We start from the raw sequence: 20,081 nt of genomic DNA on the forward strand, positions 1-20,081 counted from the left end.
GTTAAAAGCCAGGGGCGGCGGCAGAACTGTGCAAACGGTTGCAGAGGGGCGCCAAAAGCGTTTACATTACCGGCGTCTACCATCCTCCTCGTCGCTATGCACCCCGTAATTACCCCCGAGCGCGTACCCGTCAGCATCTACTCCGATTCGGAGCAGGCATCGGTGGCTGTGGCCCAGCAAATTGCCGACCTCATTCGGCAGCGCCACGGCGAAGGCCAGCCCTGCGTACTAGGTTTGGCTACCGGTTCGTCGCCCACGCGCGTGTACGAGGAGCTGGTACGCATGCACCGCGAAGAAGGCCTGTCGTTCCGCAACGTCATCACCTTCAACCTCGACGAGTACTACCCCATGCTGCCCGACTCGCTGCAGAGCTACGTGCGCTTTATGCACGAGTACCTGTTCGACCACGTGGACATCCCGGCCGAAAACATACACATCCCCAACGGCACCATTCGGCAGGAGGACGTGGCCGAGTACTGCCGCCGCTACGAGGCCGCCATTGCGGAGGCCGGCGGCATCGATTTGCAACTGCTGGGCATTGGCCGCACGGGCCACATCGGCTTTAACGAGCCGGGCTCGGGCGCCAGCTCGCGCACCCGCCTCATCACCCTCGACCACATCACGCGCACCGATGCGGCCTCCGATTTCTACGGCGAAGAAAACGTGCCGCGCCGTGCTCTTACCATGGGCGTGGGTACCATTCTGGAAGCGCGCCAAATTGTACTGATGGCCTGGGGCGAGGGCAAAGCCGCCGTTATCAAGCGCATGGTGGAGGGCGAGCCAACCGACTCGGTGCCGGCCACTTACCTGCAGCGCCACCCCGCCGTGCAGGTGGTGCTCGACGAGGCCGCCGCCGCCGAGCTAAGCCCGCGCAAAACGCCGTGGCTGGCCGGCATTGCGTGCAACTGGCAAAACGAAGCCCTGGTGCGCAAAGCCGTAACCTGGCTGGCAAGGCACCTGCAAAAGCCCATTCTCAAGCTCACCGACGAAGATTACAACGAAAACGGCCTGTCGGACTTGCTGGCCGAATCGGGCCAAGCCTATGGCATCAACATTCGGGTGTTCAACCAGCTGCAGCACACCATTACGGGCTGGCCCGGCGGCAAACCCAACGCCGACGACTCGCACCGCCCCGAGCGCGCCACGCCCTTTCCGAAGCGGGTTCTCATCTTCTCGCCGCACCCCGACGACGACGTCATCTCGATGGGCGGTACCTTGCTGCGCCTCGTCGACCAAGGCCACGAGGTGCACGTGGCGTACCAAACCTCGGGCAACATTGCCGTGTTCGACGACGAAGCCATCCGGTTTGCCGAGTTCGTGGCCGATTACGACCAAGCCCTAGGTTTGCCGGGCGAGCAACCCGCCGAGAGCTTGTACCAACGCGTGGTTGATTTCCTGAAGAAGAAAGCGCCTGGGCAGGTAGATGCGCCGGAGGTGCAGCAAATCAAAGGGCTGATCCGGCGGGGCGAGGCCAAATCGGCGTGCCGCCTGGCGGGCATCCCCGACGAAAACGCGCACTTCATGGATTTGCCCTTCTACGAAACCGGGCGGGTGCGCAAAAAGCCACTAGGTGAAGAAGACATTCAGCTGACCATCGACCTGCTGAACAAAATTCGACCGCACCAGATTTACGCCGCCGGCGACTTATCCGACCCGCACGGCACGCACCGCGTGTGCTTATCGGCCATTTTTCAGGCTGTGGAGCGTCTGAAGGCAGAAGGCGCCCCGTGGCTGCAAGACTGCTGGGTGTGGCTGTACCGCGGCGCCTGGCAGGAGTGGGACATCGACCAGATTGAAATGGCCGTGCCCATTTCGCCCGAGGAGCTTACGCGCAAGCGCCGCGCCATCTTTAAGCACCAGTCGCAAAAAGACCGGCCGTTGTTCCCCGGCGCCGACCAACGGGAGTTCTGGCAGCGCGCCGAAGAGCGCAACCGCACCACCGCCAAAATTTACGACCAGCTGGGCCTACCCGAGTACGAAGGCATCGAGGCCTTTGTGCGCTGGAAATACTAGCCCGAGGGTAGCGGCACACAAGCCGTTGGCCCCTAGGTGCCCACCCTGCTGTGCGGCACCTAGGGGCTTTTTGCTTAGGACTAAACACAAACAGGTAACAACCTGCCAGCTTGCCAGATAAGGCCGTTTTAGGTGTTTAATGCTTAGCTTAATGCTTAATTATATCGTTTGTATTTTTAATAGGTTAAATATTATAAATTGACGGAAGGTAGCACAGCATTTCCACACCTTACTTCCTGTCAACTATGCCCAACACCTACTCGCTTGCGAGGCGGCCCCTGCTGTGGGGCTGGCTCTCGTTATGCCTAATGCTTTGCCTAGGTGCCGCCGGTTCGGCTATTGCGCAACAGCAGGCCTACACCCTGCAAGGCCGCGTTACGGATGAGCGCGGCCAGGGCTTGCCCGGCACCACCGTGCTCGTGGGCGGCACCACGCAAGGCGCCTCCACCGATGCCGACGGCAACTACACCTTCAGCGCCCAGTTGGCGCCGGGGAGCTACACGCTTACGTTTTCGAGCATCGGTTTTACGGCCCAAAACCGCTCCGTTACGCTGGGTAGTGTTACCAGCGTAACCACCAACGTAACCATGCGCGAGGCGCGCCAAAGCCTCGACGACGTGGTGGTGGTGGGCTCAACGGTAAGCACCAACCGCCGCGAGCTGGGCAATGCCATCAGCACGGTATCGGGGCAGGAGCTGACGCGCAGCGGCACGGGCGCGGTGCTGAACTCGCTGCAGGGCAAAGTGCCCGGTGCGCAAATCGTGCAAAACTCCGGCGACCCGGCCGGCTCCATTTCGGTGCGGTTGCGCGGCATCAAGTCGCTTTCGGGCTCCTCCGATCCGTTGTACGTTATCGACGGGGTTATCATCAGCAACAGCAGCGTCAACGTGTCGCAGTTGGCCGTTTCAAACGACGTGGGCTCGGCGCAGGTGGGCCAAAACCGCCTCGCCGACCTCAACCCCAACGACATCGAAAGCATCAACGTGCTGAATGGCGCCGCTGCGGCAGCCATATACGGCTCGCGCGCGGCCAACGGCGTGGTGCTGATTACCACCAAGCGCGGCCGTGCTGGCGAGGTGCGCGTATCGGCCTACGCCAGCGTAAACATGAACGAGCTGCGCAAATCGGTGCCCGTGAATACCTACGGCAAGCAATTCGGCTTTGCGGGTTTGCGCCTGTATACCATTGGCGGTGTAACGCCGGCGCAGGTGGCCGCCAACCCCGGCACCACCACCGTGGGCATTACGCGGGCGGGCGTAACCACGCAGCTGGCCTCCAACCTGGTGGACGTGGAGCGCTACAACTACTTCGACGAAATTTTTCAGCGCAGCTACGGCACCGATAACGGCGTGTCGGTTTCGGGGGGCTCCGAGAACACGCAGTACCTCGTATCGGTGGGGTATTTCAAAAACCAGGGCATTGTTCGGGGCACCGATTTCACGCGCTACAACATTCGCACGCGCCTCAACCAAGGCCTTACCAAGTGGGCCCGCCTGACGGCCGGCGTGGCATTCAGCAACAGCTACGCCGACGAAAAAGCCAACGGCAACGTGTTCTATAGCCCCATCAACTCCGTCAACATCACCAACAACATCTACGACATCCGGCAGCGCGACGCCAACGGCAACCTGCGGGCCGTGGAGCCCACCCGCGTAAACCCGCTCTCGACCATCGAGGACATGGACTTTACGCAGCGCGTGAACCGCACCATCAGCGACTTGCAGCTGAAGCTGACGCCGCTGCGGGGCTTGTCGGTTGATTACCTGATTGGGGCCGATTTGTACGGGCAAGCGGGGCAGAGTTACATCCGGCCGTACCCGTACCAGGCGCAGGCGGGCTTGCCGCTGGCCCGTTACCCGTTTGGTTTCGCCTCCAACGCGCAGCTGAACGCGCTGCAACTCAACTCCGACCTGAACGTGGCCTACGACCGGCAGTTGGGCGAAAACTTCAAGACTACGTTGCTGGCGGGTTACAGCTACCAGTACGTGCGCCAGGAGCTAACCCAGGCCCGCGGCCAAAACCTGACGCCGTTTATTACCACCATCAGTGGGGCAGCCAACAACACGCTCGTCAGCACCTATGGCATTCCGGAGCAGTTCGACCTAAGCGGTGCCTACGTGCAGGGCACGTTGGGCTACCGCAACCTGGCCTTTGTAACGGCCGCGGTGCGCCGCGACGGGTCGTCGAAATTCTCGAGCTCCGAAACCAACCAGTACTACCCCAAGGTAAGCGGCTCGTTGGTGGTGTCGGACCTAGGGTTTTGGCAAAATGCCGGCTACGCCAAAGCGTTTAACTCGCTGAAGCTGCGCGCCAGCTACGGGCAAGCGGGCGGCCTCACGGGCATTGGCTCCTACGACCGGTTTTACCAGTTTTCGCCGGTGCCGTTTTTGGGCCGCAGCACCTACCTGCCCAACTCGCGCCTGGCCAACGAGCGCGTGCGCCCCGAGCGCCTGACGGAGCTGGAAGTGGGCGGCGACCTAGGGTTTCTGAACGACCGCATTGGGCTGGGCATCACGGCGTATTGGCAGGAAACCGAGCAACTGCTGGCCAACCGCAACGTGGCGCCCTCCACGGGCGGCCTCACCATTGTAACCAACGTGGCCAGCATCGAAAACAAGGGCGTGGAGCTGCAGCTAACCGCCACGCCGGTGCGCACCGCCAACTTCAGCTGGGACATTACGGCCCTGTTCAACCGCAACCGCAACAAGGTGCTGGAGCTGCCGGGCTCGGGCGGGCAGCAGCAGGCCATTGCCATCGATAACGTGGCCGGCGCGCCGGTGTACCTGCTGGCCGGGCAGCCGGTGGGCGTGTTCTACGGCTCGGGCTACGCGCGCAACCCCGATGGCTCGTTGCTGCTCACGCCGCAGGGCTTTCCGCAGGACGAGCGCACCCGCGGCCAGGCCGTGGGCGCTACCAGCTACGTGCCCGCCCGCGAGGGCAACGGCCAGCCCGGCTACGGCCCCGGCACGGCCATTGCCAACATCGTTATCGGCAACCCCAACCCCAAATGGACGGGCTCGTTCAGCACCAACGTGGCCTTCAAAAAGCTCTCGGCCCGTATTCTGCTCGATGCGGTGCAGGGCGTGGACGTGTTTAACGCCGATTACCGCACGCGCCAGGGCGTGGGCCTAGGTGATTTGGCCGAAAAAGAGCTGCGGGGCGAGCTGCCGCGCGGCTACATTTTTGCCGTGTACAACACGCAGGAGTTTCGCATCGACGACGGCTCGTTTGTGAAGCTGCGCGAAGCCTCCTTGAGCTACGATTTGCCCACGTTTACGCCGCTTATCCGCAGCCTCAACGTGTCGCTGATCGGGCGCAACCTCGTGTCGTGGGACAACTACAAGGGCTTCGACCCCGAAACCAGCGCCGGCGGCACCAGCGACCTGCTGCGCGCCATCGACTTTGGCAACGTGCCCATCCCGCGCACCTACCAGCTGCGGGTTGCGGCCTCGTTCTAACTCCACCTCATTCGGCCTTCCGTCATGAAAAAATACCTTCTGCTGCTGTCGTTGCTGTGCATTGGCTTGGGCAGCTGCGACAAAGAATACCTCGACCCCAGCGCCGCCCGCCAGCAAGATGTGCTGGCCACTTCCGACGGCCTGATTACCGTGTGCAACGGCCTGCAATACCGCTACACCGTGGGCGGCGCCCTGAGCGTGCTGTACAACCAGGTGGCCGCCGGCGGCCTGAGCACCCGCGAGCTGCTGATTTTGAACGTGGGCAATATTGAGGAGTTTAACGTGAGCGAAGGCGGCACCAGCCTGCGCACCGACAACGGCGTGGTGCGCAACCTCTGGAGCCAAACGCAGCTGGTGCGGGCCAACGCCGATTTGGTGCTGGCCAACGCCGGCAACGCCGGCGACGCGGGCACGCGCAGCGGCATTGTGGCGTATGCCTCCATCTTTCGGGCGCTGGCCCTAGGTACGCAGGTGCAGTTTTTCGAGCAGGCACCGTTGGTTACCGGCTCCAACGCGCCGTTTGCGCCGCGGCAAGAGGTGTTGCAATCGGCCATTACGCAGCTCGAGGCGGCTGCTACCCAGCTAACCGCCAACCCCGTTTCGGCCGATTTCAACAGCAAAATTGTGCCTGGCATCGACTTGCCCAACACCTTGCAGGCCCTGATTGCCCGCTACAGCCTGATGGCCGGCGACTACGACCGCGCCATTGCCGCCGCGGGGCGCGTGTCGCCCACAAGCCGCTCGGTATTCAACTTCGACGAAAACACCCGCAACCCATTGTTTGAGGCGGCCTTCGGCAACCGCAACGTGTTCGAGCCTACCGATGCCAACTTGGGCCTTTCGGGCGCCTTGGTACCCGAAAGCGGCGACCGGCGCATTCCGTTTTACGTGCGCCTGAACCCCACCGCCACCCAAAACCGCGGCCTGGGCTTTTACACGGCAGCCAGCGCGCCCATTCCGGTGTACGTGCCCAACGAAATGCTGCTGATTCGGGCCGAAGCCTACGCCCGCAAAAACGACCTCGCCAACGCCGTAACCGAGCTTAGCCGCGTGCGCACCAGCACGGCCGCCGCGCAGCTAAACTCAAGCAACCAGCCCATAGCGCCTCCGGGGGCCGGGCTGGCGCCGTACGCGGGCCCGCTTACGCAGGAGGCTGTGCTGCTCGATATTTACCGCAACCGGTTGGTGGAGCTGGCTTTTCAGGGCTTCCGGCTCGAAGACAGCCGGCGCTTTGGGCGCCCCGGGCCGGGCGCAGCCGGTGCCGAGCGCAACCGCAATTTCTTCCCGTACCCACGGGTAGAGCGCGAAAACAACTCCGCCACCCCCAACGACCCCAACATCTAACTCGTTTGCTCCTGATGCCAGAACGGCCCGCCTATACCTAGGCGGGCCGTTGTTATGTTTAAGAGGAGCACGAGCCAACAGGTTGCCACCTAGGTGCCCGGTGCGGCCCGCGCCGCGGGCCGCACCGGGCACCTAGGTGGTTACTGGCGCGAGTCTTAGCGCCTTGGGCGCGCGACTCGTGCCCAAGCATGGAGGGGAGTCTCCAGACTCCCGTATCCCGAACGACCACGATTGCACGGAAAATTATCCGGATGACGGAAGTCTGGAGACTCCCACCCATGCCGCGGTACGAGTCGCGCGCCCAAGACGCTAAGACTCGCGCTAGGGAGGCCAACAGGCTGATGACTAGGTGCTTGGGGCTGCCTGCGCCGCTGGCAGCCCCAAGCACCTAGGCCGGAAACGTAACAGTAAAGCAGGTGCCCACATCGAGCTGGCTGGCTACCTCAATGCTGCCCCCGGCGTTTTCGATCAGGCGCTTCACGATGTACAGGCCCACGCCAGTGCCCTCCACGTGGGTGTGCAGGCGCTGAAACAGGCCGAACAACTGGGTTTGCTGCTGCTCGCTCATGCCTAGGCCGTTGTCGCGGATGCTGAGCACCACGGCTTGCGGCCGGCGCTCGGCGCGCACGTGCACCTGGGCCGGGCGGTTGGGCGAGCTGTACTTGGCGGCGTTGCTGAGCAGGTTGAAAACGATGCTGCGCAGGTTGGCCGGATGAAACAACACCACCACGTCAGGCGGCACCTCAACGGTAAGCCGGGCCGTGCAGGCTTGCAGGTCGAGGTCCTGGCACACGTCGGCTACCACCGCGGCCAAGTGCACCAGCTCGGTGGGGCCGGCGTGCGCCATTTGCAGCTTCGACACGTCGGTAAGCTGCGCGATGGTGTTCTGAAAACGGGCCACCGTGGTTTGCAGCATATCGAGCAGTTGCGCCACCCAGGCATCTTGCTGCACGGCGGCGGGCAACTGCTCGCGCAGGGCCAGCAAAATGCCCTCGATGTTGGCAATGGGCGCTTTCAAGTCATGCGAGGCCGTGTACACAAACGTATCCAAATCGACGTTGGAGCGCGTGAGCTGCGCGTTGGTGTTGTGCAGCTCGTCGTTGGTGGTGCGCAGCTCGGCGTTGATGCTGGCCAGCTCCTGGTTGAGGCCGTGCACCTGCTGGCGCGCCAGCACTTGGTCGGTTACTTCGGTGGCCACCACCGTAACGGCCGATATCTCGTCGTTTTCGGTTTCGCGCAGGGGTTGGTACACAAAGTTCCAGTACACCAGGTCGCGGCGGCCGTGGCGGTTGATGTACGAAGGCAGCTCGTGGGCCACGTAGGGCTGGCCGGTGGCCATTACCCGATCGAGCAACTCCTCGAATCCCTGGCCCGCGGCTTCGGGCAGCAGCTCGAACAGTGGAGTGCCCAAGGCTTGCGCCTGCGTGCGCCCCCAAATGGCGCACACCGCTGGGTTGGCCAGCTCAATTACGTAGCGTGGGCCCCGGAAAATGGCAATGGCCACGGGTGCCTGCTCAAACAGCTCGTTGAGCTGCTCCTGGCGCATTTCCCGGTCGCGCCGGGCCAGCACCTGCGCGGTTACGTCGTAGGCATACGTCACGAAGCCATCAATCTGGCCCTCCTCGTTAAAGCGCGCCTGGTACGTCAGGTCGAAGTAAATGTCCTCCACGGGGCCCTCGGCGGTGCGGGCCAGCGGCACCAGCACCTCGCGGCCCTGAAAGGGTTGCCCAGTTGTGTACACGTGGTGCAAAATGTCCATCAGGGGCTGATCGGCTAGTTCGGGCAAGGCATCAACCAACCGCTTGCCCAACAGCTCGCGCCCCGGAAACATAGCCTGGTAAATGGGGTTCACGAACTCGTACACCCAGTCGGGCCCCGTGAAAATGCAGATGGCCGCCGGCGCGCGGCGAAACAGCTCCTCCCACTGCCGCCGCTGGCGCTCGGCCTCGGCGCGCGCGGCCTGCGCCTCGAGGGTGCGCTGCTGCACGTGGGCCTCCAGTTGCTGGTTGAGTTGCTGGGCCTGCTGGCGGGCCTGCACTTGCGCCGTAACCTCGGTGCCCAACGACAAAATGCCGCTGATGCTGCCGTCGGATTGGCGTTGGGGCTGAAACACGAAGTTCCAGTACACAACTTCGCGGCGCCCGTACCGCTCGATGTACGTGGGCTTTTCGGTAGACGTGAACGGCACGCCCGTGGCGTACACCTGATTGAAAATTGCCACTACGTCGGGGGTGGCGGTTTCGGGCATTACCTCAAACACCGGGCGGTGCAGCACTTCGGGCAACGAGCGGCCCCAGATAGCCAGCGTGGCGGCGTTGGCCAGCTGCACGCGGTACTCGGGCCCGCTGTACACCGCCACCGCCGCCGGCGCCTGCTCCACAAAGCGCAGCAGCTCGTTGCGCTGGTGTTCCAGCTCGCGCCGAATCACCCGCTCGCGGGCCTGGCTTTCGCGCAGGGCTTGCTCCACGGGGCTGCGATTTTGGTCGGAGGTGTCGGTAAAGCTTACCACCAGCACCTCGCCGTTGCGCTGGGCTTACAGCCGGAAGTAGTTGTCGAGCCCGTCGGCCTGGTAGTTTACCTCGTACGCTTCCAACTCGCCCGACGCAAATGCGCGCTTGTAGTAGCTGAGCACGCCGGCCGTCATCGTGTTCGGAAATAGCGACAACAGCGTGCCGCCGGGGTGCTCGTGCAGCCCCGTCATGCGCTGCCCGGCCGGGTTAAGGTACTCCAGCGCGAAATCCACGATATCGGTGCCCGCCTGGTCGTAGATGGGCCGCACCACGTGCAGGGCAGTTACCGACACGGCCAGCAGGGTGGGCAACAACTCAGGCGCCAGTACAACGGCATTGGTGGCAGGGGGCATACGGGCGCTAACAATAAGGTGAAGGGGATACGTGCCGGAATTTGCAAGCGTTATAATACAGCCTCGCACCGGATGTTTCTTGTTACGCCCCCGCAATTGGCGAACAACGAAGCCTGAGCGCACTGCCCCGGCCCGGTGGCGTTGGCAACACCTAGGGCACTTGCGGAAGGCGCAGCCCGGGCAAGAAAGCCCCGCCGAGGCCGCGCGAATTTTCGTTCTTTACGCCATGCAAAGCACCACCCAAGCCGCCCTCGAAACCACCCACACCCAGCCGCTGGCCGAGGCGTCGCAGCCGGGCCGGTTGGTGTCGCTCGATGTGTTCCGGGGCATCACCGTAATGGCGATGATTCTGGTAAACAACCCCGGCGACTGGGGCCACATCTACGCGCCGCTCGAGCACGCCGCCTGGAACGGCTGCACGCCCACCGACCTCATCTTTCCGTTTTTCTTGTTCATCGTGGGCGTGTCGTTGGTGTACGCCCTCGATGGCGTGAAGCGACAAGGCGGCCCGCTAAGCGCTACCATGCTGCGGGTGGTGCGCCGCGGGGCGGTGCTGTTTGCGCTGGGTTTGTTTTTGGCCTTGTTCCCGAAGTTCGAGTTTGCCACGGTGCGCATTCCGGGCGTGCTGCAGCGCATCGGGCTGGTGTTTATCATCAGCAGCGCCATTTTTCTGTACACCGGGCGCCGCACGCAGTTGGGTTTGCTGGCCGGTATTCTAGTGCTCTACAACGTGCTGCAACAGCTGGTGCCCGCGCCCGGCCTAGGTGCCGCGGCCTTACTGCCCGGCCAAGACCTAGGCGCCTGGCTCGACCGCACCGTGCTCACCGAAGCGCACCTTTGGAAGTCAAGCAAAACCTGGGACCCCGAGGGCCTGCTGAGCACGCTGCCCGCCGTGGGTACCGGTTTGCTGGGCGTGATAACCGCCCAGTGGCTGCGCCGCCGCGACGTGCAGCCCGCCGAAAAAGTAGCCTGGCTGTTCGTCGACGGGGCCTTGCTCGTTGTGCTCGGGCTGATCTGGAACGGCTGGTTCCCCATCAACAAAAGCCTCTGGACGAGCTCCTACGTGCTTTACACCGGCGGCATTGCCATCAGCGCGTTGGCGGCTCTGTACTGGATTTGCGACGTGCAGGGCTGGCGCGGCTGGATTAAGCCTTTCCTGGTGTACGGCGTCAATGCCATTACCGTGTTCTTTTTATCGGGGCTGATACCGCGCATCCTCAACCTGATTAAGCAGCCGTTGCCCGGCAGCGGCAAAGAGGTGGGCCTGAAGGAGTGGCTGTACCAAACGCTGTTCGTGCCCACCTTCGCGGTGCCCGAAAATGCTTCGCTTGCCGGCGCCGTTACGCTCATCCTGATTTGGCTGGGCATTTTGTGGTGGATGTACCACAAGCGTGTCATCATTAAGGTTTAAAGCTTCTGGCCTCAGCGAAAAGACCGCGCCTTGCTCTGGCGCGGTCTTTTCGTGTATTCGGCCGCAAATACCTAGGGGCCTAAAAGCAAAGCGGGCGGCCCGAAACGAGCCGCCTGCTTCACCATTTCACTCACTATTCGGGAGCGGCTGCTAGAGCCGATCCCACACGGTGCCGCCCGCTTCTACGAAGCGCACGACGCCGTATTCCTTGGTATAGTAAACCCGCTGCACCTGCCAGGCCGCGGCGGCTTGGTTGGCCGCTGGCTGCAGGGTGGGGTACTCCAAAACGTTGTTAAAGGTGCGGCCGCCCACGGTTAGGCTCGGGAGCAGGCGCACGCTCGCGGGCAGCGCTTGCTCAGTTTCCAGCTCGGCCACGGGCAGCGGCAGTTGTAGGTTGCCCCACTGCAGCGCAGCCTCCAGGGGCTGCTCCCCGGCGGCGGCACCTAGGGTAAACGAGGCGGCAAAATGGGCAGCATCGGCACGCTCGTAGTACGCCGAATCGACGCGCTCGAGGCGGGTGCCTACCTCTTGCTGGTAGTACTGCACGCGCGCGCCTTTGTTGGCCATGCCCGGCTGGGCTTTATCGGAAAGGCCTTTTACCTGGTAGCGGCGCTCGTAGCCGGCTTGGTTGGCAAAACGCCACTCCTCGCCCAGGCGGTAGGGGGTTATCCAGGCTTGCTCTTGTTTGCTTAGCGTGTATTGGGTCGGCTCTTCGCTCTCGGCGCCCGGCATTACGCTGTCGCACGCGCCGAGCAGCAGCGTGAGCATCAGCGAGCCAAGCAGCGGTAGGCGTTGCACAAACGGATAGAAAAGGGGCATGGTCGGGTATTGGAAGAGGCGAAGAGTGGGTAGTCAGAAGCGGGTAAAGCAACGGTACAAACATCGGCCACAAACGCACGCAAGTAAATCGCATATGCATGTGAGCAAGCCAGAAAACACAGCCTTGGTAAGTGGGCTGAGGCTTGCCGTGCGCCGTCAGTAAACCAGATGCGGAACCGGGGGCAAAGGTTGCTTAAGGTACAGCGCAATTGTTGAGCTTGCTACCGGTTTGGCAAAAGTGAGCCCCAAAAGTTTGGTTGCCGCTGGTGCTACGCTGCGCTGCTTGGCCGCGCAAGAAGGGGCTTTCGGCACCTAGGAAAATACCTGCGCGCATGGCCACCCCGGGGGCTTTCTGCGTAGTAAGCAGCATGAAACAGCTTTTGATTCTCGCCGCTGGCTTAGTGCTGGCTGCGCCGGCCGCACTGGCCCAGACCACGGCACCGGCCCCAAGCAGCACCGCCACGGCGGCTGTTTCGGCCGGGCAGCGCAAAGCCGCCGAAGACCTGATGCTGGCCATGCAGATGGAGAAGAACACCAACGCTGCCCTCGACCAGATGCTTACCGCCCAGCTAACCCAGCGCCCCGAGCTAAAACCCGTGGAGCCCGAAATGCGCGCCTACTTAAATAAGTACATGGGCTGGGCTTCGCTGAAAGAAGACATGGTGCAGCTCTACGCCAAGGAGTTCAGCGAGAAGGAGCTGAAAGACCTATCGAAATTCTACAGCTCCACAACCGGCCAGAAGTTTATTGGCAAGCAAACCGCCCTGATGGTGGCGGGCATGGAAATAGGCCAGCGCCGCATGCAGGAAAACCTGCCCGAACTGCAACGCAGCATTGAGGCAAAAATGAAAACCACACAGCAGTAAGCGCCCTAGGTACAAAAAGCTGCCAAACGCAAAACGCCCGGCCGATTGGCCGGGCGTTTTGCGTTTATTGTCAGGCCGAGCCAGCCTCTGTCATGTCGAGCGTGAGCGAGACATCTGGGTTAACGCATTGACCATCCTGCGCCAGATGTCTCGCTTTCGCTCGACATGACAAAGCTTGCTCGACAGGACAAGCATTGCGCAATTCGGCCTTACTCCTCCACGGAGGTTTCCACCTTGGGCCGCGCCGACTGCACGGCTTCGATAGCCGTTTGCAGCAGGCCGGAGCGCACGCTCATTTCGGTGATCTTGTTGTTGCGGCGCGTGGGGTTCACGCGGTTCGTCAGCAGAATCACCATCAGGTCGTACTGCGGGTCGACCCAGAAGTAGGTGCCGGTGTAGCCGGTGTGGCCGTAGCTCAGCTGCGAGGCACTCTTGGCCGAATTCACCGAGGGGTTGGCGGCGGGGCGGTCGAAGCCGAGGGCGCGGCGGTTGTCGGGGCAGTTCTGGCACTTGGTGTACTCCTGCACGGTTTCGGGCTTGAGGAGCTGCTGACCGCCGTACTTGCCGTTCCAGGCGTACAGCTGCACCAGCTTGGCCAGGTCGTTGGCCGAGCCGAACAGGCCGGCGTGGCCCGAAAGGCCGCCCAGGAGGGCGGCGCCTTCGTCGTGCACGGTGCCGTGCAGCAGTTGCTTCCGGAACAGCGAGTCGTACTCGGTGGGCACAATGCGTTGCTTGGCAAAGCGCCGCTGCGGGTGCAGGCCCAGCGTGGTAGCACCTAGGGGGCGGTAGAGCTCGTCGCGCAGAAACTGCTCGAACGGCTTGCCGGTTTGCTGCTGCACCAGCTGCGGATACAAGTAGAACGACAAATCGGAGTACACGTAGCCGGGCTTCTCGTTGAGCGGCGACTCGGCTATGGACTTCTTCAGGCGCTCGGGCATATCCTTACGGGCCCACATTTTGTCGGCTACCTGCAGCGGGAAGCGTGCCGACGAATCGGGGCGGAAAAAGCGGCGGCTCATTGCGGGTACCTCGCCGGCTTTCAGCTTCAGGGGCTCGTGCGGGTACTTGGCAAACAAGCGGCTGAATACGCCTTTGGGGCGCGTGTAGCTCTGCCAGAACGGAATCCAGGCCTTCAGGCGGGCTTGGTGCGTCAGCACGTCGCGCATTTTCAGGTCCTTCTTGTTTGATTCTTTCAGAAAGTCGAAGTACGAGCCCAGGGTTTGCTCGGGGCTGAACTTGCCTAGGTCCTGCAGCTTCATGAGGGCCGGGGTGGCAGCGGCCACTTTGGTTACCGAAGCCAGGTCGTAGAGGTCGGTGTTGCGCACGGGGCGGGCTTTGGCATCGTAGGTGTGCGTGCCGTAGCTTTTGCGCAGCACCACGGTGCCACGGCGGGCAATGAGCACCTCGGCACCAGGGAAGGCCTTGGCCGCTAGCGCCGCGCCAATCATCGAATCGACGCGGGCCTCAAGGTTGTTGTTCATGCCCACGGCTTCGGGTTGGGCGTAGCGCAGGCGCATGCCGCCTTGCGTAGTCAGGCCCGCACCAAAACCGTAGCGCTCCGAGGCCGAAACCGGCAGCTTGCCTGTAGCGCCCACACCGCCGAAAATTACCTGCGCGGCCAGCTCCTGGGCGTTTTTGCTTTCCTGGTAAGCCAGTACAATGGCATCGACGGTGTTCACGTCGCGCAGCTTCGACACAGCGTATGCGCTGCCAAACACCGATACCACCATCTTCTTTTTCAGGGCGGCTACCTCGCGCAGCAGCACATTCTCCTCGGGCGAAATACCGAAGTTGCTGGCCGGGTTGCGCCCTAGGTTTTGCAGGCCCACCAGCAGCAGGTTGTAGGGGCGCAGCTGCTCGCGCAGCTTGGCCAACTCATCGAGCGTGGCGTTGGCCGGGATGGAGAAGTGTGCCGCCGGTGCGTAGTCGGCCACCATGCGCTGGAAATCGGTGGTGTCTTTGGTACCTAGGGTTACGGTGGCAATGCGCAGGGTATCGAGGCGCTGCAGCGGCAACAGGTTGCGCTGGTTGCGCAGCACCGTCATGCTCAGCTCCTGCAGGCGCTGCGAAACGTGCTGGGCGTGCGGGCTGTTGAGGTCGGCGGTAATGTTTTTCAGCTCGATGGGGCGGTATTTGTTCAAGCCCGCCCACTGCTTGAGCGCCAGCACGCGGCGGCACCGGATGTCGATGTCGGCCTGCTTGATGCGGCCCGAGTCAATGGCGGCCCGTACCGATTGCAGGGCCTTGGGTACGTTTTTGGAGAACTCCAGAATGTCGTTGCCGGCCAAAATGGCCCGCACATCGGCTTCGCCGGGCGGGTACTTGCTCGTTACGCCCTTCATGTTCATGGCATCGGTGAAGATGATGCCCTGGTAGCCCATCTGCTTCTGCACCATATCGGTTACAATGCGGCGCGACAGGGTAGAGGGTGTGCCGGTGCTATCGAGCGCCGGAATGTTGAGGTGCGCAATCATCACGCCGCCTAGGCCGCGGCTCATGAGCGAGCGGAAGGGCCGCAGCTCCAGCGAATCGAGGCGGCGGCGGTCGGCGCGGATGAGCGGCAAGGCAAAGTGCGAGTCGGCATCGGTGTCGCCGTGGCCGGGAAAGTGCTTGGCCACGGCCATGATGCCCGCGTCCTGCATGCCCTTCATGTACTGGTAGCTTTTCTCGGTTACGTTGCGCTTGTTTTCGCCCCACGAGCGGAAGCCAATTACCGGGTTGTTGGCGTTGTTGTTCACATCCACCACCGGCGCAAAGTTGACGTGCATGCCCAGGCGGCGAAACTGGTACGCTACTTCCTGCCCCATTTCGTAGAGCAGGTGGTTGTCGCGCACGCCGCCTAGGGTCATTTGGTACGGAAAGCGCACCACGCTATCGAGGCGCATGCCCACGCCCCACTCGGCATCCATGGCCACCAGCAAGGGCACGCGGCTTTGGGCCTGGTAGCGGTTCAGCAGCTTGCTTTGGCGCACCGGGCCGCCCTGGAAAAAGATCAGCCCCCCGATGCCGCTTTGCTGAATCAGCGCCGAAATAGAGTCTTCGTCGACGCGGGTGCGGTTGCTGTACGCCGCCACCATAAATAGCTGCGCCACGCGCTGGTCGGGCGTGAGGGTCTTCATCACCGAATCGACCCAGGGCGAGTGCAGGTACTGCAAAAAGGCCGGTGCCTCGGCCACGGGCTTTTTGCCGTTGGCAACGGCTTTGGCACTGCTGGCTGGCTTGCCCGCCGGAGCAGCTTTGCCAGCCGGGCGCTTGGCCGAAGTGTGGGTAGCAGCGGGTTTTTGTTTGGCGGCGTGCTGCTTGCGGTGTTGCGCGGTGAGGGCCAAAGGCCCAAGCACCAGCAGCATCAACAGGAGAGATCTGTGGAGGCGCAAAGCGGATGGGGAAAGTGGTACGGTGCGAAGTTAACCCGAATGGTGCAGGTAAAGGTTGCCCGTGGCCCTAGGTGCCGGCCTTGACTGCCAGCCAGGCACCTGCCAGCGGCGAGTATGTGCAAGCGCAGCTCAGCTGCTGGTTGGGCTGCGTGCTTCGGCCAGCGGGCAGAATTAAGACAAGCGGCGCAGTTTTTCGCGGCGCAAAGCAACCCAGCGCATATGTTTGCTGCTCATTACTCCTGGGAGGTTACGTCTGGGCTGAACCCGAAGCCCTTAAGCAATAAGAGCACAGCGGGCGCGCCCCCAGCCATGTAATTGCCAATTCGTTTGCCGCCGCTTGCCTTTCGCCGATGAGGAAACTTTTACTAACCAGCTGCGCCCTGTTAATTGCGCCCGTGTGGGGCACCCAGGCGTTGGCGCAAGCCCCGGCAGCCCCCGCCGATACCACGCTGCTGAGCGCGGCCACCGAGCACATGCACCGGCGCTACCGCGAAGCACTGGGCAGCAGCGCGGCGCTTTACAGCGGCGTGCAGTACGTAAACTACGCTTCGGGCACGGCGCAAGGGCATCAGTTCTTCAAGTCGAAAAACGACATGCGGGGCAGCGTGCATTACGATGGCTACGAGTTCACCGACTTGGCCATTCAATACGACGCCAAGCTCGACGCGCTGCTCGTCAACAGCTTCAACAGCCCGGCCAAGTTTCGGTTGGTTGACGAGCGCGTGAAGCACTTCGTTATCGACGGCCACCGGTTTGTGCGCATCGTGGCCGATTCTGCTGCGGCCGAGGTTGTTTCCACGGGGTACTACGAGCTGCTGTTCGAGGGCGGGCCACTGCAGGTGTTGGCCAAGCACGGCAAGGATTTGCAAACCCGCATGGGCCAACGCATGAGCTACCAGGAGTTTACCGACGTTGATCGGTACTTTTTGCGCAAAGGCGGCGCGTATCACCCCGTCGGCTCCAAAGGCTCGGCGCTGGCCGTGCTCAACGACCGCAAAAAGGAGCTGAAGAAATACGCCGCGGAGCAGAAGCTCAAGTTCGGGAAGGAAACCCGCGCCGCAGCCCTCGTGCAGCTTGCCCAGCACTACCACCGCCTAACCCAAGCCACCGCCCGATGAAAGCTCGACACAACTACCGCCCCGGGCATGCGGCCAAGGGCTGGCTGGCGGGCCTGGGCCTGGTGGGGCTGCTGCTCGGCCATGGCGCGCCGGCCCTAGGTCAGCAGGCACCGCCGCTCATCAGCGGGCAGTTCAGCAACGCGCCTTTCGAGCAGTTTGTGCGCGAGGTAGAGCGCCAAACGCCCTACCGGTTTTACTTCGAGCCCAGCGCCCTCGACAGCGTTCGGGTAACCCTAGGTGCCCACAACCAGCCGCTGCCCGAAGTGCTGGAAAGCATCCTGAAACCGCGCGAGTTGTTTTACGCCATCGATGCGCAGCAGCGCGTGTTTATTACCACCGGCCAACCCATGCAAACCGAGCTGGCGGCCGGGTATTTTCGGCAGCACGAGGGCAAAACGGCAGCCGGCTCGGCCGGGGGCAACGACGACGACCCGCTCGACGGCTTGAACCGGCCCAAATCGCGCCGGCAGGCCGAAAGCCAGGTGTTTGCCATTGGGCAAGGCAGCAACCCCAGTGGCAAGGCCACGGTGGCCGGGCACGTGCGCGAAAGCAAAACCGGCGAACCGGTGCCGGGCGCCACGGTGTACGTCGAGTCGCCGGCCGTTGGGGGCTCCACCGATCAGTTTGGCTACTACTCGCTCACGCTGCCCCTAGGTCGGCACACCGTCCTGATTCGCGGCATCGGCATCAAGAATACCAAGCGCACCATTGTGCTGCGCAACGACGGCAAGCTGGAGATTGAGGTGGACGAGGACATTACCCCGCTAAAGGAGGTGGTGATTGAGGCCGAGAAAGACAAGAACGTGGCCGGCATGCAAATGGGCATGGAGAAGCTGGATATCAAAACCATCCGGCAGGTGCCCACGGCGTTTGGCGAGGCCGATTTGCTGCGCGTGGTGCTGACATTGCCCGGCGTGAAATCGGTGGGCGAGGGCAGCACCGGCCTGAACGTGCGCGGCGGCGCGGCCGACCAAAACCTTATCCTGTTCAACGATGCGGTGGTGTACAACCCCTCGCACTTGTTTGGCTTCTTCACGGCCTTCAACCCCGATATTTTGAAGAACGTGGAGCTGTACAAAAGCGCCATTCCGGCCAAGTACGGCAGCCGCCTCTCGTCGGTGCTCGACATTACCACCCGCGACGGCAACCGCAAAAAGTTTGGCGGCTCGGGCGGCATCGGGCCGCTTACCAGCCGCCTTACGCTCGAGGGGCCCATTCGGCAAGACAAAGCCTCGTTTATCGTAAGCGGCCGCTCGTCGTACTCCGATTGGATTTTGCACCGCCTGCCCAACCGCAGCTACCGCGAAAGCTCGGCTTCGTTCTACGACCTGAGCGCCCACGTCAGCCACGACCTCAACGATAAAAACTCGCTTTACGCCACCGGCTACATCAGCCGCGACCGGTTTCGGTTGGCTTCGGATACCACCTACGAGTACCGCAACCAAAACGCGAGCGTTAAGTGGAAGCACATCTTTAACAACCGGCTCTACAGCGTAGCCACGGCCACCCACAGCCGCTACGGCTACGACATCAGCAGCCGCAAAAATCCGGTAAACGCCTCGGCGCTGGCTTTCGACCTGAACCAGACCACGGCCCAACTCGATTTCAGCTACTACCACAACCCGCGCCACACCCTGGAGTTTGGCGCCAGCACGCAGCTCTACCGCATTGCGCCGGGCCAGCTGCAGCCCCTAGGTGGCGAGTCGCTCATCAGGCCCGAGGTGCTGCAGCGCGAGCAGGGTTTGGAAAGCGCCTTGTACGTGTCGGACCGCATCGAGGTGTCGCCGCGCTTGTCGGTGTCGTTGGGCTTGCGCTACTCGCTCTTCAACGCCCTGGGCCCCAACGACGTGCGGCAGTACGCGCCCGGCAGCCCGCGCTCGGCAAATACCGTAACGGACACCGTGCGCTACCGCGCGGGGCAGGTGCTGGCTACTTATCACGGGCCGGAGTACCGGGTGTCGGCTAAGTACGCCCTCACCGAAAACTCCTCCGTGAAGGCCAGCTACAACCGCACGCGCCAGTACATCAACATGCTGTCGAACACGGCCACCATGGCGCCCACCGATATCTGGAAGCTGAGCGACGCGCACATTCGGCCGCAGGTAGGCGACCAAGTGGCCCTAGGTTACTACCGCAACTTCAAGGACAACACCATCGAAACCTCGGTGGAAACCTACTACAAGCGCCTGCACGATTTCGTGGACTTCCGGAACGGCGCCACGCTGCTGCTGAACTCCGCCATTGAGCAGGACGTGGTAAACGCCGAGGGTAAAGCCTACGGCGTGGAGGTGATGGTGCGCAAGCTCACGGGCAAGCTCAACGGCTGGGTGAGCTACACGTACTCCCGCTCCTTGGTGCGCGTGAACAGCGGCACCACCGCCGAAATGATCAACGGCGGCCGCTACTACCCGAGCAACTTCGACAAGCCCCACGACGTGACGATGATCGGCAACTACCGCTTTAGCCGCCGCTTCAGCACCTCGCTCAACTTTACGTACAGCACGGGCCGGCCCATTACGCTGCCGCTGGCCAAGTACTACGTGGGCAACTCCATGCGCGTGCTGTACTCCGACCGCAACGCCTACCGCGTGCCCGACTACTACCGCGCCGACGTGGGCCTGAACATCGAGGGCAACCACCGCGTGAAAAAGCTGGCGCACAGCTCCTGGACGGTGGGCGTGTACAACCTCACGGGCCGCCGCAACCCGTTCTCGATCTACTACAAATCGGTGAACGGCAACATCAAAGGCTACCAGCTGTCGGTGTTCGGGCAGCCCATTCCTACCATCACCTACAACTTCCGCTTCTAACCCTT

General features: G+C 62.5%; 11 protein-coding genes. 7 read left to right on the forward strand and 4 right to left on the reverse strand.

What is annotated here, in order from left to right; all coding sequences use genetic code 11:
• Positions 1 to 96 precede the first annotated feature (96 nt).
• The 3 genes from nagB to D3Y59_RS00910 all read left to right on the forward strand — a co-directional run bounded on the left by nagB (position 97) and on the right by D3Y59_RS00910 (position 6,815).
• Entirely contained in the window at positions 97 to 2,013 is a 1,917-nt protein-coding gene (gene nagB, locus D3Y59_RS00900) for a glucosamine-6-phosphate deaminase (RefSeq protein WP_119443327.1), read from the forward strand.
• A gap of 245 nt (positions 2,014 to 2,258) precedes the next feature.
• Positions 2,259 to 5,471 (forward strand): SusC/RagA family TonB-linked outer membrane protein, encoded by a 3,213-nt coding sequence (locus D3Y59_RS00905; RefSeq protein ID WP_317127415.1) that lies wholly within the window; start codon positions 2,259 to 2,261, stop codon positions 5,469 to 5,471.
• A 24-nt stretch (positions 5,472 to 5,495) separates the two neighbouring features.
• Positions 5,496 to 6,815 carry a RagB/SusD family nutrient uptake outer membrane protein gene (locus D3Y59_RS00910; protein ID WP_119443329.1) on the forward strand — a complete coding sequence of 440 codons (1,320 nt, stop codon included), beginning with the start codon at positions 5,496 to 5,498 and terminating at the stop codon, positions 6,813 to 6,815.
• A gap of 388 nt (positions 6,816 to 7,203) precedes the next feature.
• Here the strand turns inward: D3Y59_RS00910 and D3Y59_RS00915 are convergent, their stop codons facing one another.
• Positions 7,204 to 9,324: a PAS domain-containing sensor histidine kinase gene (locus D3Y59_RS00915; RefSeq protein ID WP_162910447.1), complete on the reverse strand. Its 2,121-nt coding sequence runs from the start codon at positions 9,322 to 9,324 to the stop codon at positions 7,204 to 7,206.
• 24 nt (positions 9,325 to 9,348) lie between these two features.
• Positions 9,349 to 9,678, reverse strand: coding sequence for a hypothetical protein (locus tag D3Y59_RS00920; protein WP_119443331.1), 330 nt, complete (start codon positions 9,676 to 9,678; stop codon positions 9,349 to 9,351).
• Positions 9,679 to 9,904: 226 nt separating this feature from the next.
• On the opposite strand from D3Y59_RS00920, the gene D3Y59_RS00925 reads away from it, so the two are divergent.
• Positions 9,905 to 11,089 carry an acyltransferase family protein gene (locus D3Y59_RS00925; RefSeq protein WP_119446265.1) on the forward strand — a complete coding sequence of 395 codons (1,185 nt, stop codon included), beginning with the start codon at positions 9,905 to 9,907 and terminating at the stop codon, positions 11,087 to 11,089.
• A 150-nt stretch (positions 11,090 to 11,239) separates the two neighbouring features.
• Here D3Y59_RS00925 and D3Y59_RS00930 read toward each other — a convergent pair whose 3' ends face one another.
• Positions 11,240 to 11,908, reverse strand: a complete 669-nt coding sequence (locus D3Y59_RS00930; protein WP_119443332.1) for a hypothetical protein — start codon at positions 11,906 to 11,908, stop codon at positions 11,240 to 11,242.
• 368 nt (positions 11,909 to 12,276) lie between these two features.
• Here D3Y59_RS00930 and D3Y59_RS00935 point away from each other — a divergent pair, with 368 nt between their 5' ends.
• The gene (locus D3Y59_RS00935; protein ID WP_162910448.1) at positions 12,277 to 12,774 is read left to right on the forward strand and encodes a DUF2059 domain-containing protein; all 498 of its coding nucleotides are present in this window, start codon (positions 12,277 to 12,279) and stop codon (positions 12,772 to 12,774) included.
• Positions 12,775 to 12,983: 209 nt separating this feature from the next.
• On the opposite strand, the gene D3Y59_RS00940 is transcribed toward D3Y59_RS00935, so the two are convergent.
• Positions 12,984 to 16,121: a glycoside hydrolase family 3 N-terminal domain-containing protein gene (locus tag D3Y59_RS00940; RefSeq protein ID WP_119443334.1), complete on the reverse strand. Its 3,138-nt coding sequence runs from the start codon at positions 16,119 to 16,121 to the stop codon at positions 12,984 to 12,986.
• A gap of 377 nt (positions 16,122 to 16,498) precedes the next feature.
• On the opposite strand from D3Y59_RS00940, the gene D3Y59_RS00945 reads away from it, so the two are divergent.
• Both D3Y59_RS00945 and D3Y59_RS00950 read left to right on the forward strand, forming a co-directional pair.
• Positions 16,499 to 17,266, forward strand: a complete 768-nt coding sequence (locus D3Y59_RS00945; RefSeq protein ID WP_162910449.1) for a hypothetical protein — start codon at positions 16,499 to 16,501, stop codon at positions 17,264 to 17,266.
• Positions 17,263 to 20,076 carry a TonB-dependent receptor gene (locus D3Y59_RS00950; protein WP_119443336.1) on the forward strand — a complete coding sequence of 938 codons (2,814 nt, stop codon included), beginning with the start codon at positions 17,263 to 17,265 and terminating at the stop codon, positions 20,074 to 20,076. Before D3Y59_RS00945 ends, D3Y59_RS00950 begins: the two co-directional genes overlap by 4 nt.
• The last annotated feature ends 5 nt before the right edge of the window (positions 20,077 to 20,081 follow it).

The organism is Hymenobacter oligotrophus (assembly GCF_003574965.1).
Lineage (GTDB): Bacteria > Bacteroidota > Bacteroidia > Cytophagales > Hymenobacteraceae > Solirubrum > Solirubrum oligotrophum.

Coding starts and splice junctions, on each gene's coding strand:
- D3Y59_RS00905 (WP_317127415.1), top strand. CDS start 2,259: ATGCCCAACACCTACTCGCTTGCGAGGCGGCCCCTGCTGTGGGGCTGG.
- D3Y59_RS00930 (WP_119443332.1), bottom strand. CDS start 11,908: ATGCCCCTTTTCTATCCGTTTGTGCAACGCCTACCGCTGCTTGGCTCG.
- D3Y59_RS00940 (WP_119443334.1), bottom strand. CDS start 16,121: ATGCTGCTGGTGCTTGGGCCTTTGGCCCTCACCGCGCAACACCGCAAG.
- D3Y59_RS00945 (WP_162910449.1), top strand. CDS start 16,499: ATGAGGAAACTTTTACTAACCAGCTGCGCCCTGTTAATTGCGCCCGTG.
- D3Y59_RS00910 (WP_119443329.1), top strand. CDS start 5,496: ATGAAAAAATACCTTCTGCTGCTGTCGTTGCTGTGCATTGGCTTGGGC.
- D3Y59_RS00950 (WP_119443336.1), top strand. CDS start 17,263: ATGAAAGCTCGACACAACTACCGCCCCGGGCATGCGGCCAAGGGCTGG.
- D3Y59_RS00935 (WP_162910448.1), top strand. CDS start 12,277: ATGAAACAGCTTTTGATTCTCGCCGCTGGCTTAGTGCTGGCTGCGCCG.
- D3Y59_RS00925 (WP_119446265.1), top strand. CDS start 9,905: ATGCAAAGCACCACCCAAGCCGCCCTCGAAACCACCCACACCCAGCCG.
- nagB (WP_119443327.1), top strand. CDS start 97: ATGCACCCCGTAATTACCCCCGAGCGCGTACCCGTCAGCATCTACTCC.
- D3Y59_RS00920 (WP_119443331.1), bottom strand. CDS start 9,678: ATGCCCCCTGCCACCAATGCCGTTGTACTGGCGCCTGAGTTGTTGCCC.